Origin of the sequence: Parabacteroides sp. MSK.9.14 (assembly GCF_019041495.1) — a bacterium.
GTDB lineage: Bacteria > Bacteroidota > Bacteroidia > Bacteroidales > Tannerellaceae > Parabacteroides > Parabacteroides merdae.
In genome coordinates this window covers 64,940-80,662 of the sequence record NZ_JAHPXO010000018.1, presented here as the reverse complement: position 1 = coordinate 80,662, position 15,723 = coordinate 64,940, and the positions used below count along the sequence as shown (strand labels likewise).

The following is a 15,723-nucleotide window of genomic DNA, read 5'->3' as shown; positions in this document are numbered from 1 at the left end:
GTTTATCCATAACTTTATGAGAATCAAATTAAAATGATAATTTTGCAATGGCAAACCTAAACGATTTAATCAAAACGGCGAAGGAGCAGACTGCCAAAAGAACAGCTCAAAACACTGAGGATAAACGTTCCTCTGTTGCTTCACCGACTGCGTTTACTGGTACGGGAGACTCAGACACTCCCAAGGCGGTCAATTCGATTGCCCAATCACCTACTGACACGGTATCGGCCGTGCCGAATGAGAACCCATTAAAGAATCCGGCTGATAGTGCTGGAGAATTCATGAACGAGCCCACACCTAAAAGAAAAAGGGCCGATTCGTTGAAGAATATTTCCGAGGAAGAGTTGAACGAACTGTTGACGATGTATGAGAATCGCAAAAAGCTTCGAAAGAAAGTATCTCGACAAGAGCGGAAATTTACACCGGAAATCATGGAACTCAAGGAAAAGTGTAGGATATTTTTGGATAATAATCAAATTGATGAAAAGGCCGTGATTCGAGTAACAGGTGAAGCACGTGATTTAATCTTTTTGTTTGGGAAAGTCTTCAATATTCCTACCCAGGTATTAGCCTCCTACATTATTCAAAGTTATTTGGAAGACAATTTTGCTGAGTTCGTCAAGAAAGTTCGCCGATTGGGTAACTGACAACCTGCCATAAAACAATAAGATCATGAAGTGGATTGTTATGCTTTTGGGGGGATATACCCTCTATTATCTTGTATTGATTGTTTTTGATGCGCTCAAAAACAGTGCACCGATGGCTGATGACGAGGATACGCAGATTATCCCTGTGGATGATATGCTGAGTTCATCAAGTTTTCGGGCAAAGAAAATGGAGCTGCCTGCCGATGTACGCAAGGAGTACATGAGTGAGGATAAGGAGGAGCTTGAATCCTATCGTCCGCGACGGGTGACCGGTGCCATCTATGCACAGGGCTTTGAGGTGAACGGTTACAATCAACAGCTTATGAAGTCCGGTAGGGCGGTATTCGACGGATGTGTCTATACATTCTGAGAACGGAGCATCTGAAGATTTGAAGAAGTAGTTTTTATACAGTGCGCCGTAAATGGTGTTGATATAGGCGCAAGCGGATTTGATTTGAAGAATTGAAATATTATATTTTTACAATTAACTAAATACCAAACACTATGATTTTGATTAGTAATTTTAGAAATCTGGCGTGTGTCAAATTTCATCAGGTTAATGCCAGAGCATTGTCGTTGGCAATCGTAATGTTGACATTCGTGACAAACGCTTTCGCTCAGAAAGATGCGTCAGCTTTTGCAGGTGCAATTGATGAAGCAAGTTCACAACTTGAAGGCACTTTCGAATCCGTAGCCAATCTGTGTTTGATTGTCGGCTCACTGGTCGGTCTGGTCGGTGGCGCACAGATCTACATCAAGTGGAATAACGGCGACCAGGACGTTACCAAGCGTATCGTCGGCTGGGGCGGTGCCTGTCTGTTCCTCGTTGCAACAGGTTCAATACTTAAAGTCCTTTTCTTGTAATAATGGAAGGCATAGGTGGTTTCAAGGTGTACAAGGGGTTGCAAAGACCCCTTGTATTCAAGAACTTGAAAGGCAAGTTTATCGGTTGGGGAGCGGCTGCTTTGATTACCTCTTTCTTACTGTGTGTGCTTGTAGGGAATCTAGTCGGTGTCCTGTTTGGTATGGTGACGCTGATAGTCAGTTTCGTACTGTCTATGTCATTCATACTGTACAAACAGAGTCAGGGACTCCACAGCCGGGATTCGGGTGCGGGCTACTACATCGTACGACGTATAGTCCGGGGTAAACTGGACCTATAACATCGACAATTAAATCAAAACTGTTTTTATGAAAGTATCGGAATTCAAATCTCCTTATATCTGTATCGAACAACAGCCGGAGGGCTATGGAGTGGTATATAACGCAATGGGTGATTATTCGGTCATCTTCCGTGTCGAAAACCCTGTGCAGCAATGGTCCGGCGACAAATCGTTGTATGAGGACTTTCATTCCTTCTATACGAACTTGCTGAAGCTGTTCGGAAACGGTTATATCCTCCAGAAACAGGATTTGTTCTTCCGCAAGAAATATCATCATGTCTGCGACAATACGGATTTCTTGGACAACGAATATTTTAAGTTATTCGAGGGACGTGAATATACCGAGACCGAAACGTATCTTATCCTGACCTGTGAGGTTAAAAAATCGTTCTTTTCATACGATAAGGAGGCATGGGATACATTTCGTTCAAATGTTTCACGGTTGCTGCAGATGTTTGACGCTAACGGTTACGCTATCACCGCATTGGACGAAAGCCAGTGCAATGACTATCTGCATAACTATTGTACCATTAATTTCAATAAGGGAGAGGTGGCCTTCGACAATATCAAGGCTACCCGCAAGAAATTCTGGGTGGGGGACCGCGAGGTGCGGGTGATGTCACTGGTGGATGTGGACAGCGTGGATGTCCCAAGCGAAATAGAATGCTCCCGTACCGAAGAGATCGGGGATTTTATCATGCCAGTGGATTTGTTCTCGTTCCTCCCTTCCGTTCCGGAGGTGGATACACTGATTTATAACCAGATATTGTTCATACCGGACCAGCAGGCTGTGCAGACCAAATTGTTGACCAAGTGCAAACGGCATAGTTCCATACCAGACGCCGGAAACGATATGGCCGTGGAGGATATCACCAACATGCTGGGTGATATGGCACGGGTCGGAAAAATGGTGGTGTATTCCCATTTCAATTTTACCCTGATCGGAAGGGGGAATCTGGATAAGGCGACCAATATGCTTGTGGGACAACTGAACAGCCGGTGCGGTATCTATCCGAGCAAGCAATGCTATAACCAGTTCCCGCTGTTCCTGGGATGTATGCCGGGAAATGCGCGGAACATCAAGGATTATGACAGGTTCCTCGTTCCGGCTGACGCGGCTTTGTGTTTCTTCTACAAGGAGGCAAGACAGCAGGACGAACATTCTTCGTTCAAGACTTACTTTTGCGACAGACAGGGCATCCCCTTGGCCATAGATCCGTTCTTCAATATCATCGCCACCCAACGTTGCCGTAACTCCAACAAGTTTGTACTGGGTCCGACAGGTACGGGTAAGTCATTCTTCGTCAACGAGTATGTACGTCAGATTTACCGGAATGGTATAGAAGTCGTGCTGGTGGATACCGGACACTCTTATCTGGGTTTGTGCGAATATCTGAAGGGCAAGTACATTACCTATACGGACGAGAACCCGATTACCATGAATCCGTTCCGTATCAACAAGGAGGAATTCAACGAGGAAAAACGTGACTTCCTGAAGTCCTTGATTACGCTACTGTGGAAAGGTAGCAAGGGTGAACTATCGCAAGTGGAGGACACCTTGATCTCCAATACGGTGAATGAGTATTACAGGGATTACTTTGACAGCGGGCGGGACGCTTCTTATCTGTCGTTCAATTCGTTTTATGAGTTCTCCGTGCCTTTCATGAACAAGCAGATCAGTGAGGCTAATATCCGCAGCTATGCGGAAATGGAGTCATACGAGTATGTGTTGAAAAAGTTCTATAAAGGTGGAGATTATGAGCGCACGCTGAATGATGACATGGACAAGTCACTGTTTGATGAGAAATTTATTGTATTTGAAGTGGATGCCATCAAGGATCATAAAATCCTGTTCCCTATTGTGACACTGATTATCATGGACCTGTTCATACAGAAAATGAGAATCAAGAAGGGGGGTAAGTCGTTGATAATTGAAGAAGCATGGAAGGCCATCGAATCTCCTTCCATGGCAGGATATTTGCAGTATCTGTACAAGACAGTGCGTAAGTTCAATGGAGAAGCCATTGTCGTGACACAGGATGTGGCTGACTTGACCGGCAATAAAATCTTGAAAAACGCCATTGTTACGAATGCGGATACGATGATCTTGCTTGACCAGGAGAAGAATAAGAAGAACTTCGATGAAATACAGAAAGTGTTGGGTATCACAAATTCTGAACTGGCAAAGATATTTTCCATAAATAAGGTCGGGACACTGGCCGGTCGGAACAAGTATTCCGAAGTGTATATCCGTCGTGGGGCAATCGGCGAGGTGTATGCTACAGAGGTGTCATTGGCACAGTATTATACCTATACGACCACACGTATCGAGAAGGATGCAGTCAGACTGTATCATGATGCTTACCAGGAGTATGAGAAAGGGGTGATGGAAGATTGGATGCGTATCCGTTCAGGAGGAAAATCGGACACCGATCCCCGTTTATATAAGGAGCTGCTCGCTGAATGGCGCAAGCATATCGACTTGTACCGGATAGCACTGACTGCCTATATCGAAGAACAAAAACGGACAGGGCTGAGTATCCAGCTGTTTGCCGAGAAGGTGAACAGCCCGGGTTACAGGGTCCCCATTAAAACAAAGGTATATGAGAACATTGACTTCTAAAGTATGGATATGTGTCCTGATTGGATGGCTTTCCGTTGTGTCGGCCTACGGGCAGATTACGGATTCGGCAACGCTGCCTGTCTTGCAGAAGGATGTGGCTGACCAGACGGCACGCCTGGTGGCTATCTCCGGAGTGCAGATAGTGGAAGCGGAGCAGATGGAGGATTTGGCACGCTTTACGGAAGAGTGGGTCGAAATGAACGAGGCGGTGCAGAACGGCTTGCGTACCTTCGGACAGAATGGCTGGGAGGACGGACCGCAGTCCACAGTGGATGTGGCGTTCGAGGACTTCTGGCTGGTGAAGGGACTGTGGAAACAGATCCGTCAGATGGTCAGCCTTTACGGCGATTACTTGTCCGGCTTCGAGCATATGGATTTTGCCGTCAACGCTTTGCGGACGGAGACAATGGACGTGTTTATCACGCAAGGTTATAATACCATTGGTGTTTTCAACAATATGATGGGAATTATCAAGGATCGGACTTCGGCGCATCCGCAGATGACCATTCGCCAGTGTTTTACTAAAGGCGAGGACATGAAGCGGCAGGTGACGTCCATAAACAACGCACTCAAGTGGCAGTTGCGCCGCGTCCATGATTATTCGCTGATGAACAATACACTGGATCCCTTTAAATGTCAGGATATTCCGGCAAAAGGGGACAATGATTTTGACCCGGCTAAAGCAAACCGGATGTAATCAATACTTATATGGAAATGACAGGTGGACATAACAGGTTTTCGTCACTCTCTCTGACCGGTGTCAGAAGGGGACTGGCAATGGCGGCGCTGCTGCTGTCTGGCATGGCTGTGTCGGCACAGGGCGTGATGTTTGTGTACGACCCTTACCGACATGCGATAGTGTCGGCAAACAACAACTCTTCCCTGAAACGGTTCGAGCGTATCGGGAACCTGAAGATGGATGTCATTGCCAACAAGGAGAAGACAGCGGCCAATTATATGGTTTTGAACATTCTGGAAGAGCACTTGTATGCCAAGGAGAAGTCCTTGAGCAACGGGAACCTGGCTTCCATGATGAAATTGTATGAACAGACGGTAAAGGATGTGGCCGAGTTCTGGGAACAGTACCATGAAACGTATGTACTGTCCAGTGATTCCTTGCGGATGAAGTGTGAGGACTATTACGAACGGGCCAAGGCTAATTCTGACTACGAGATGGATCAGATTGAACGCCGGGTGGCCAAGTACGTCCGCGAGTCGGGATTCATCGCGAACAATACGGAACGTATCACCATGATGGAGAATTGTTACGAGCGGGCAAGGGCCGAGAAGATGCGGGTCATCTACCATGGCCGGGTGCTGTTTTCCCTGGCCGTTTACCGAGAGGGATTTCGGGAGCAACAGATTGATGTGCTGAAGAATGTAATCAGATAAATACGGATACTATGACAGGAAGTAGATTAATAGTAGTGTTTGTTTCGGTGTTGACTGGGTTGGTACTGGCAGTGATGCCGGTATCAGCCCAAACAACGAACATCGACATGAGCAATGACACCAAGCTGCTCATGAGACAGATGGAGATGGAGGCCAGCATGAAGTCTATCGAGGAATCTTCCCGTAAGGAGAGTGCGTCTTCCAAGGACGAATACTTGCAGTCGGTGGAGATCCTGCAGCAAACGCTTGACCGTTTTTTTGATTGTGCACCGGGACTGACTACCCGTATGAAGGAGTGGATGACTATCCGGGCATCGATTGAGGTGGCCGGAAAGACCATCTTCAAGAACGGGAATGACTCAATTTACAAGAACCTGACGAAAATGATGAACCGCCGGATGTTCACCTTGCCGGATGCGGCGACTATGCCAGGTGATATGGTATGGCGCAGATACAAGGATGCGTTTATACGCACGGAGAAGGCTTTTCTAGGAACAAGCCGGATCGAAGGAATTGAGGATTTGCTGGACACGGCGGCGGGCATGACTGAGGGGGAGGCAGCTTCCATTAAATCGGCCATCGACATGATGGGCAGCGGCAAGAACGGTAACGGTATTCTGGACGAAGGGTTCCTGAAAAGCGACAAGCTGACGGAAGGCTACAAGAAGGAAGTGGGACGCATCATCGACGATGTGATGCAGATACACAGCTCATGGGTGCCTTCGGCAGACAAGGAATCGTTCTACCAGAAGAAGCTGAATGAACTGAACCGGCTGTATGCGCACGTGAGGGGATCGGACTGGATAGACTTTATCCTGGAGTCCGAACAGACGGATCGGATGAACATCAATGAGGAGTACCGGAAGATATTGGACAAGTCTTTTTCCGGACGTAAAAATAGATAGGAATAAACAAGACATAATACACGAGACTATGAATGAACTGTTTTTTGATAGTACATGGCAACCTTTGCTGGACACTCTTTTGTCAGGAGTGCGCGGGTTGCTGGATTTGAGCCAAAACGGGTTCTTCCATCTGCAGGCGCAAGGTGGGGACACCACCGGTGGGTTTGACATCTTCAGCAACGGTCTGCTGGACAAGGACACCTTTGACTACATGCTGGAACTGAAACGGATGATTACCGCCGGGGACCGCACGGGCCTGGTGGGTGCCATGGCGTACTATGCGAAGGTGATTGCCGGCTTTTTGTGCCTGGCTCATTTTGCGGGAAAGGCTTACAACTATATGTTGGGTGAAGAGACTTGGAAGATTATGCCGCTCCTGAGACCGTTCGCCCTGCTGCTGGTTATCATGTTCTGGGGTGGGTATTGCGATTTGGTACGCTGGCCGGCAGCCCAGTTGGAAGGAACGGCGTATGCGCAGATTTACGCCAAGAACCAGGAAATCGGACAGCTGGCTTCCGAACGGTGGGAACAGATTGATATCCTGACGGGACGTATCTACACCAAGGCGGCCATGGTCGATAATGCCATGGATTCTTGGCAGAACGAGGATTTCCTGCAGGCGTTGATTTCCAGCATGTCGGTGACGGACTATAACGAACTGTCCCAAAAGCTGATTGCGGGAGGTTCTTGGGTGTTCAAGGCTTTCCTGTGGGGATTCACGTTGATCATCGAGAAGCTGGGACTGATATTTCTTCAGTTCTCAATCGTGCTGATCATCATGATGCAGACGCTCTTTATGAGTATACTGTATATCATCGGACCGCTCTCGTTCGGATTTTCCGTGCTCGGGGTATGGCGTAGCAGCTGGTCGGCATGGACGGCACGTTACCTCAGTGTGACATTCTACTCTGTCATCCTGTTTGTGGCACTGTCTGTGATTTATACCATTTTGGGATACACGCTGGAGCGTGAGATACAATACCTGACGGATTTGGTGGCCAAGACGGAGGATCCGCTGAAGGACTGGGATGAGTTCTATGAGTATGCGGGCGCCATGACGGGCCAGGCTTGTATGTTTGTCGTGTGTATCATGGCAGCGTGCGGTGCGACCATGTATGTGCCGGTTTGTTCGTCTTGGATTATCGAGACATCAGGAACGGCTCCGGCAGCTACAGGTGTCACTGCCGGTGTAGGTATCGTGACAATGGGCGCTTCCAGCGTGGTCCGTGCAGGCGGCTCTGTTATCAAGGGTATGGGCAGTACTATAGGAGGGGGGCAATCCTGATAATGCCCCGCAATAATAATGTTAGTCGAATAATCTAAATAGCATAGTTATGTTTGTAAGAAATATAGAGCAAAAACAGAAGTTGGTACTGGTGGTTTGTATCATCATGGGAATCGTGACGGTTGTCACTTCCATAGGTTCAATGATATATGCGGATGTCCGCATCTCCAAATCGGAGTCGCGCATCTATGTGCTGGACGCGAATTATAATGCTTTCTCGGCTGTGCGGTCCAATGGTGGGCTGACCATGGAAATGGAGGTGAAAGGGCTGGTCGAGGATTTTCACTCCCTGTTTTACACCCTGGGCCCGGACAACGAGTTCATCAAGAAGAACATGGAGCGAGCCAACTACCTCTGTGACCAGTCGGCATACCGACAGTACATGAATATGCGCGAGCGTGGCTATTATAACGAGCTGGTGAAGAATAACATGCACTCCTGGCTGATGACGGACAGCATCCAGTTTGACAAGAACCAGATGACTTTCCGATATTGGGGAACCATCCGCTTTGACCGCCGTAATGGGGGAACCTACTACAAGCTGATTACCAGTGGTAAGATTCAGGTGCAGCCTCGTACGGAGAATAACATCCATGGACTGATGATCCGTAACTGGATGGTGGAGGATTACAGTTCTTTTCGTTCTGAAAACGGTAATAATTGATCTATGGGTTTGCTTGGGCTGAAACGGAAAAGATCTCCGGAGGAACAGAAGGAGTACGAGAAGAAGGTGTTTGAGACAACCCGGGACATGACGGTTGCCATAACCGAAAAGGTGTTCCGGTTTACCCATATAGATAAGGGTATACAACGCCTTCAGTTGATTACCGAACGCTATCCCCGGGTGACGGTGGCTCTCATGGGCGGTACCATGACGGCGATACTGCTGTACTTTATCGCTTTAGGGAACCGGCCTTCCCCGGACAGCACTGACCCGTTGGCTTTGGATTCCGTGGCGGGCAGGGTGATGGGCTTTTCCTCCGGGTATGGGGAGGTGTTCAAGACCAATACCCCGAAGGATTTCGTGGAACAGGTTGTGCGTGAGATGAAAATCGATACGGTGCGCTACCGGACAGACAGCCTGTACAGGATAGAAACGAACCGGGAGTTCATTATCCGCTACGGAAAGTTTGACGAATCGGTAATCAGACCGCCGGAGAAGGTGGACAGTGTAATGTTGACTACAAAGTAATATTTAACCAGATAAACAGAACTGATTATGGGAAGAATAGATTTTTCAAAGTTGGCAAGGCAGCCCAAATATGCGCTACCGATAATTGTCCTGCCTTTTGTGCTGCTCCTTGGCGGTGTTTTGGTGGGGACCGCAGAGGAAGATGAAAAGGTAGAGCCGTCGGCGGCAGAAGTGGTGGTGGACCTGCCCGATGCTGTCGAGCAGAACGAGCTGTCCAAAAGTGAGCTGATGGAACAGCGTATCCGCGAGGAAGAAGCGGACAGACGCGCATACAATGACTCCATAGCGGCAGTCGAACAGGCACGCAAACTGGATTCGATAATGAAGGCTTCACAGATGTCAACCAGACGGCAGAGGGAATCCGTGCGACGGGTGAATGATCGATCAAACCGCTCTTCATCGCAGTCTTCACGAAGCACCAGCCGTTCAAACAACAAACCGCAGGAAGAGGAACTGTCTGAGTTCGAAAAGTTCAAGGCTGAAATGGAGATGTTGGACAGACTGGCAAATCCGGAAAAGGCTGTGGAAGAGAAACCGAAGATAACAAACCCTAATAAGTCTAAGGACCCGGAACCGAAAACGGTGACAAAGGCTTCCGTCGAAGAGAGCGAGTACTTCAACACGCTACGCGACAAACGCCAGCCCAGCCATATTCATGCTATGGTGGATGAAGTGGTAAAGGGCAAACAGGGCTCCCGTGTCCGTATCCGGTTGAGTGATGACATCGAGGTGGACGGATACAAGCTTACAAAAGGGACGTACCTATACTCCTTCATCAGCGGATTCGGTAACATGAGAGTATACCTGACCATCAACAATATTATGGTGGAGGACAAGATTATCCCGGTCAAGCTGGAAATCTATGACCTGGACGCCAACCCCGGACTGTATGTGCCGAAATCCAACTTCGCAACCATCGTGCAGGAATCCGGATCACAACTCACAGGCTCCATGCGGGTGAACGTGGACCAGTCCGAGTCTTCCCGTCTGGCAGAACTGGGTTACGATATGTTTGACCAACTGATCAGCATCGGCACACGCACCGCCGGACGTAACCTTTCCAAGAACAAGGCCCGTATCAAGTATAACACACAGGTTATCCTGGTGAACGGCAACGAGAAATAAAACAAGCTATGTCTAATATAAAAAGGTAAGATATATGAAAGCATCTAAGTTAATTGTATTGCTGGGCCTGATGGTCTTGCCGGTGTTTGCCTTCGGACAGACTAAGAGCATTGATGTGATGGAAACGGTTAAGGTAAACCGTGAGGTCTCCACCCATTTTGTGACGGGTGATCCGATTAAGTATGTGGATATTTCCATGAATGAGGTGGTGGGTAACCTGCCATTGAAGAATATTCTTCGTATCAAGCCGATTGAAGAGAAAATCAAGGTGAAGAACAACCGTGGCGGTTGGGGCGAGGAAGACCGTACCTTTATTGACGGACAATCCATGGGTATCGTCACTATCGTGACCGAACGCAGCGTGTCCCAGTATCAGCTGGTCTATACCGAGATTCCCCAGGATGCCTGCAGCCAGTACGTGATTCCCTTGTCCGAGAAAAGCAGCTACCTGAACCCGGATGTGTCCATGTCCGAGACGGAGATGGTGAAGTTCTGCTGGACTGTCTGGAACTCCAAGGCGAACTATCACGACGTGCGCACCAAGAAGGACAAGATGTTGTTCAAACTGAACAACATCTATACCATTGACGATTATTTCTTCATGGACATCGAACTGGTCAACCAGACCAAGATTAAATATGACATCGACCAGGTACGCTTCAAGATTGAGGACAAGAAACAGAACAAGCGAACTACCACTCAGTCAGTGGAGGTCGAGCCGGTCATGAGTCTCTTTGACATCAAGGAGTTCAAGAAAAACTACCGCAATGTCTATGTGTTCAAGAAATTCTCATTCTCTGACGAGAAGGTCTTCACCATTGAACTTGCCGAACAGCAGTACTCTGGAAGAACCATTCTCCTGACTATCGACTACGAGGATATTCTGAATGCGGATACCTTTAATAAAAAGATTTATTAAAATGTGGATCATAGCCGTCTGAGACCGCTTGGGCGGCTGTGAACTTAAAATTCTAATAATTTGAGCGTTAAATGAATAAAAACGCTCGTATATTTGTTCTTTTCAAAAATTAAGCATAATTTTGCGATTAGTTAAGTAACCAAAACGATATGAAAAAATATATTTACTCCTTAGCTCTGTGCCTGTGCGTGTCCGGTTCTCTCTATGCCGGCAACGGGGAAAAATACATCGGTATCTCCGGCGGTTATTCTCTTCTACGTGCAATTGATGTCCGTCTTTCCTACGAAATGGAATCACGTTACCATGGCAGCCACGAACTGTTCGCGGAATTTTATGACAGCTACGAAAAAGGGGACTGGAAGTACTTGCAGGAATACCGTGGCGGTTATGCCTACAAATTTCCCCTTCACCGAGGCAAAAACTCCACTTTCAAGATGCGTATGGGTGCGGCTTTAGGTGCCGATGCGGAAGGATTCACTTGCGGATTCCAGATGGGATTCGAGCTTAACCGGACTTTTGGAAACGGTGTTCAGGGTTTCATTGCCCAAAACAATGAATATGCGCTTTGGACACGACGCCCTTGGCGTAACGGCCTCTCTATGGGCTTGCGTATCCCTTTCTGATGTAATTATACAATAAACAATAAATATGTATGGTACTCATGAAAAAATTTAAGTTTCTATTAGTGGCAGCCTTCCTTATGTTGGGACTGTCTGCCAATGCTCAGTTCTACTCAGTAAAGACAAACGTGCTCGGGCTGGCTACCGGGAACCTGAATCTTGAACTTTCTGCAACTGCAAGCCGCAAAGTATCTATTCACTTGCCGGTTAATTACAATCCATTCACGTACAACTTTATCGCAGACAATTGTAAGATGAAGAACCTTACTGTTCAGCCTGGTGTACGTTATTGGTTTACGGAATCGTATATGCGTTGGTTTATGGGATTCCATGCAATCTATTCACGTTACCATGTTGGATGGAAGGAATTGTCTGACTATCGTTATGATGGTTGGGGGGTAGGTGGCGGTTTCTCCGTCGGTTATTCTAAGATGCTTTCAAAACGCTGGAACTTCGAGGCTGAATTAGGTGGCAGTTTGATGTGGCATGACTTTGACAAGTACCTTTGCAAAGAGTGTGGTTCTCTGCCTGACCCGGGTCACAAAATCAATTTCGTCCCGACCAAACTTTCATTAGCATTCGTATACCTGTTCTAAAAAGGAGGTTGCTATGAGAATCAAATATTACATAGTGCCTTTGTTTGTGGCAAGTTGCCTGCTGATGTGCGCATGTAGCGGGAAGCGAGCATTTGTACGCAAGATGGAAGGGCAGAACCTGACAGCCGGATTAAGCCAGCCGGGAAAGACCGTGGACACCACTGTAGTGGATGTGCCGCGCGAGGTCAAGTTCAAGGAAAACGGTAAAGAGGCGTATATTTCCGTTGCCACCAAAGATAAGGACGGCAGTGACATCGCCAGTTATACATTGTCTGAAGTCCGCGTGTTCGCAAAGAACAAGACCGTACCCGAACGTAACGGTAAAGTAAATGTGGACTTTATCGTAAGTGTGCCGAAGGGCCTGGTGGATAAGAACTGGCAGGTGCACCTGATTCCGAAGGTAACAAAGGATGTGACCAAGGATTCGCTGTTTTTGGATGACATCTTCATTACCGGAGCCCGTTTTGATGACAAACGTCGTAAGGGTTATGAGAAGTATGAGAATTACATGGAAACAATCATCCCGGATTCTGCAGACTTCGTGAAGAATTTCGTGGATTACCGTCTGTATTACCTTACACTGGACCGCAAGAACTTGTTTGCTAACAAACACCGCAAGAAAGTACTTAGGGATCGGGACCGTTTCAACAACTGGGAATATAAGGTAAACCGCAGATTCCTGCACTATAACCAGTATCCCGAATACATGATCAGCCAGAAGGCAGGGGAGACTCCGACAACGACCATTAACCAGCTGAATGGACTGTCACAGCAGGAATTGGCCTATTTGGGCTTGCAACAGCAAGGTATGCTGGATGGTGTTCCCGTGAACTGGATGTTACGCGACATCAATCTCCGCTATTCGCCGGCCAAGTACAAGAAGTATATTCAGGAGTTGGGCGATGACCCTGACAAGCTGATGCTTTCTCGTGTGGACTCGCTCTTATGGATGGACTTCTATACTCGTTACGGTGACGTGGAAAACAACAACGCACGTAAGCGCAAATCGGAAGAAATGTATGAGAAGTATGTCAAGTTCCCCTTCGCACGTAATGCCCGTCTGGATTCTATCGTGGATAAGGGAAAGGATATCGAATACTACTATTCTCAGGACGTGCATGTGGACGAAGCGAACAAGAAATTGTTCCTGACCTTGAACGGAGACGTTACCACATTGGATGATGCGGTTTACAACATGCCGAACTCGGATACGATTGTATATACTATATCCAACATGCTTACATTCCTGGACCGCGCCCCGCGTTATGTGAAGAAGGTAGTGGAACGCCGTGCATTCGAAAACTATTCGGCACACATTGTATTCCCTGTCGGAAAATCCGAGTTTAAGCTGGATATGGGTAATAACAAAGATGAGATTGACAAGGTGGAAAAAATAGTTCGTCAGGTTGATGAAACAGGTATTTTCGTAGTTGACTCTATCGTGATGACCGCCACCTGTTCTCCGGAAGGTTCCCGGGCAGCGAACGAGAACTTGGCACGTCGCCGTTCTCAGTCAATGGGACAGTTCTTCCGTGGCCGTCAGAATGAAGACATCGAGCTGAGCAAGCTGATTGTCCCGCACTATCTGGCAGAGGACTGGGCGAAACTGGAGGAAATTCTGAATGCAACGGACACGCTGAAAAACAAGAATGAAATCCTTGCTTTGATTCGTGACGAAAAGAACGCTGATATCCGTGAAAGCAAAATCCGTTCTCAATTCCCGGCTGACTACAAACTGATGAAAGACGCATTCTATCCTGAATTGCGTGCCGTAAACTTTGAGTTCAATATGCACCGCAAGGGCATGGTTAAGGATACGGTTCATACAGATGTGATTGACGAGAAATATGCAGAAGGACTCCAACTGCTTGAGAACCGTCGCTACAAAGACGCTTTGGAGATTTTGCTTGACTATGATGATGTCAACACTGCTATCTGCTATATATCCATGGGTTACGACACTCCGGCTTTGAATATTCTGCAAAAGGAAAAGGAAACGGCTAATACCGTATATCTGATGGCTGTCATCTATGCACGCCAGAAAGACTATCCCAAAGCAATCGAATATTACAAAAAGGCTGTGGCTATGGATAAGACTAAGGCGTGGCGTGGAGCGCTTGACCCTGAAATCAACCAGCTGATCCAGGCTTATGACTTGAATAAATCAATGTTTGACGAATAAAAACAAAACCTATATGAAAGCAAAGAAATTTATACCTCTTTTGTTTGTGGCCGCAGCTCTCTCTTCCTGCGACTTTACAGAGGATTGTGACTATTTCGGCTGGTTGCGTGTAGAGAACAACTGGCAGGGTTATAATGATATCCCTTCTTCTCCGGACAGAAACTATGCATTGATGTATAGCGACGATAAGGGTTATCAGGGTGAATACAGCATTGTTCCGAATCTGGAGGGTATTCCCGACACCGTAACCACCCGTATGCCGATGGGCGGTGCCCGTGTAATCACTTTCACAAGACCCAATGATGTCAACAATGACGGAGTGAACGATGAAGATCCGGCATTACCGGTATCCAATATGTCACAGAATATCAAGTTCAAGAACTTGGAAAATTATGACAAGGCAACCGCTTTCGTCGACTATTACGCTGACGAGACAGGCAGTCATATAGCTGAACCGGGACTGTTCTATTTGGGACAGTCATCAACCAATGTAAAGTTTGAAGATACTGAACTGGTGATGGGGCCGGATACAAGAAACCAGATTCCGGTGCTGCAGCGACAGATAACAAAGTTTCTTGAGTTCCGCTTCCGGGTGGGAAAGGATAACCCGAGCCTGCCGAATGTGACTGGCATCCGCACCTCTTTGTCCGGTATCGCTACTGAACTGAACTTGTCAACCGGTGAAGGTGTACCCGAAAGCGCCGTTACTTGTAACTATATGGCATCCAAGGTTCCAGGTCCGGGTGATCCGGGTTATGATCCGGAAAATCCTTCTTCAGACAATCTGGCTGACATCCAATACAAATACCAATTCACTGTACTTGACTTCCTGGGACGTTTTGAGCAGGTGGACAACACCCGTAATATCCTGACTGTATGGGCTCAGTTGGACAATGGTGAAGAACGTGTTCGTAGTATTGATATAAGTTCGTATTTGGCAAACTTCGCTCACCTGTGCATGGTCGCCCGTATTGATATTGACGTTTCAAGCGACAACTTGAACTTGGGGGTTGTTTTTTCTGAATTTGAAACAGGGCTTTGGGAATATTATAACATTGGCAAGAAATAAACACT

The 15,723-nt window shown here is 47.3% G+C and carries 17 protein-coding genes; all 17 read left to right on the top strand.

Going from position 1 to position 15,723, the window contains the following annotated elements:
* Window positions 1-47 precede the first annotated feature (47 nt).
* The 17 genes from KTG12_RS11300 to KTG12_RS11220 all read left to right on the top strand — a co-directional run bounded on the left by KTG12_RS11300 (window position 48) and on the right by KTG12_RS11220 (window position 15,718).
* The gene (locus KTG12_RS11300; RefSeq protein WP_122298314.1) at window positions 48-647 is read left to right on the top strand and encodes a hypothetical protein; all 600 of its coding nucleotides are present in this window, start codon (window positions 48-50) and stop codon (window positions 645-647) included.
* Between the two features lie 25 nt (window positions 648-672).
* Window positions 673-1,017, top strand: coding sequence for a hypothetical protein (locus KTG12_RS11295; protein WP_075965574.1), 345 nt, complete (start codon window positions 673-675; stop codon window positions 1,015-1,017).
* A gap of 134 nt (window positions 1,018-1,151) precedes the next feature.
* Window positions 1,152-1,511: a DUF4134 domain-containing protein gene (locus KTG12_RS11290; protein WP_075965573.1), complete on the top strand. Its 360-nt coding sequence runs from the start codon at window positions 1,152-1,154 to the stop codon at window positions 1,509-1,511.
* A gap of 2 nt (window positions 1,512-1,513) precedes the next feature.
* The gene (locus tag KTG12_RS11285; RefSeq protein WP_075965572.1) at window positions 1,514-1,810 is read left to right on the top strand and encodes a hypothetical protein; all 297 of its coding nucleotides are present in this window, start codon (window positions 1,514-1,516) and stop codon (window positions 1,808-1,810) included.
* A 28-nt stretch (window positions 1,811-1,838) separates the two neighbouring features.
* Window positions 1,839-4,433 (top strand): TraG family conjugative transposon ATPase, encoded by a 2,595-nt coding sequence (locus KTG12_RS11280; RefSeq protein WP_075965571.1) that lies wholly within the window; start codon window positions 1,839-1,841, stop codon window positions 4,431-4,433.
* Window positions 4,414-5,130 (top strand): hypothetical protein, encoded by a 717-nt coding sequence (locus tag KTG12_RS11275; protein ID WP_122298312.1) that lies wholly within the window; start codon window positions 4,414-4,416, stop codon window positions 5,128-5,130. The genes KTG12_RS11280 and KTG12_RS11275 overlap by 20 nt, the downstream gene beginning before the upstream one ends.
* Window positions 5,131-5,141: 11 nt before the next feature.
* A complete protein-coding gene (locus tag KTG12_RS11270; protein WP_075965569.1) occupies window positions 5,142-5,825 on the top strand; it encodes a hypothetical protein in 684 nt (227 codons plus the stop codon).
* A gap of 11 nt (window positions 5,826-5,836) precedes the next feature.
* On the top strand, window positions 5,837-6,730 hold the full coding sequence (locus KTG12_RS11265; protein ID WP_139322579.1) for a hypothetical protein: 894 nt from the start codon (window positions 5,837-5,839) through the stop codon (window positions 6,728-6,730).
* A 28-nt stretch (window positions 6,731-6,758) separates the two neighbouring features.
* The gene (locus KTG12_RS11260; protein ID WP_075965567.1) at window positions 6,759-8,015 is read left to right on the top strand and encodes a hypothetical protein; all 1,257 of its coding nucleotides are present in this window, start codon (window positions 6,759-6,761) and stop codon (window positions 8,013-8,015) included.
* A gap of 49 nt (window positions 8,016-8,064) precedes the next feature.
* Entirely contained in the window at window positions 8,065-8,679 is a 615-nt protein-coding gene (gene traK, locus KTG12_RS11255; protein ID WP_075965566.1) for a conjugative transposon protein TraK, read from the top strand.
* 3 nt (window positions 8,680-8,682) lie between these two features.
* Window positions 8,683-9,207, top strand: coding sequence for a hypothetical protein (locus tag KTG12_RS11250; RefSeq protein WP_122298307.1), 525 nt, complete (start codon window positions 8,683-8,685; stop codon window positions 9,205-9,207).
* 27 nt (window positions 9,208-9,234) lie between these two features.
* A complete protein-coding gene (gene traM / locus KTG12_RS11245) occupies window positions 9,235-10,332 on the top strand; it encodes a conjugative transposon protein TraM (RefSeq protein WP_075965564.1) in 1,098 nt (365 codons plus the stop codon).
* Between the two features lie 34 nt (window positions 10,333-10,366).
* Window positions 10,367-11,251: a conjugative transposon protein TraN gene (gene traN, locus KTG12_RS11240; protein ID WP_075965563.1), complete on the top strand. Its 885-nt coding sequence runs from the start codon at window positions 10,367-10,369 to the stop codon at window positions 11,249-11,251.
* Between the two features lie 149 nt (window positions 11,252-11,400).
* A complete protein-coding gene (locus KTG12_RS11235; RefSeq protein ID WP_075965562.1) occupies window positions 11,401-11,874 on the top strand; it encodes a hypothetical protein in 474 nt (157 codons plus the stop codon).
* 38 nt (window positions 11,875-11,912) lie between these two features.
* Window positions 11,913-12,467, top strand: a complete 555-nt coding sequence (locus KTG12_RS11230) for a DUF3575 domain-containing protein (RefSeq protein WP_075966078.1) — start codon at window positions 11,913-11,915, stop codon at window positions 12,465-12,467.
* A 13-nt stretch (window positions 12,468-12,480) separates the two neighbouring features.
* Window positions 12,481-14,649 carry a c-type cytochrome biogenesis protein gene (locus tag KTG12_RS11225; RefSeq protein ID WP_075965561.1) on the top strand — a complete coding sequence of 723 codons (2,169 nt, stop codon included), beginning with the start codon at window positions 12,481-12,483 and terminating at the stop codon, window positions 14,647-14,649.
* A 13-nt stretch (window positions 14,650-14,662) separates the two neighbouring features.
* The gene (locus KTG12_RS11220; protein ID WP_122298305.1) at window positions 14,663-15,718 is read left to right on the top strand and encodes a hypothetical protein; all 1,056 of its coding nucleotides are present in this window, start codon (window positions 14,663-14,665) and stop codon (window positions 15,716-15,718) included.
* The last annotated feature ends 5 nt before the right edge of the window (window positions 15,719-15,723 follow it).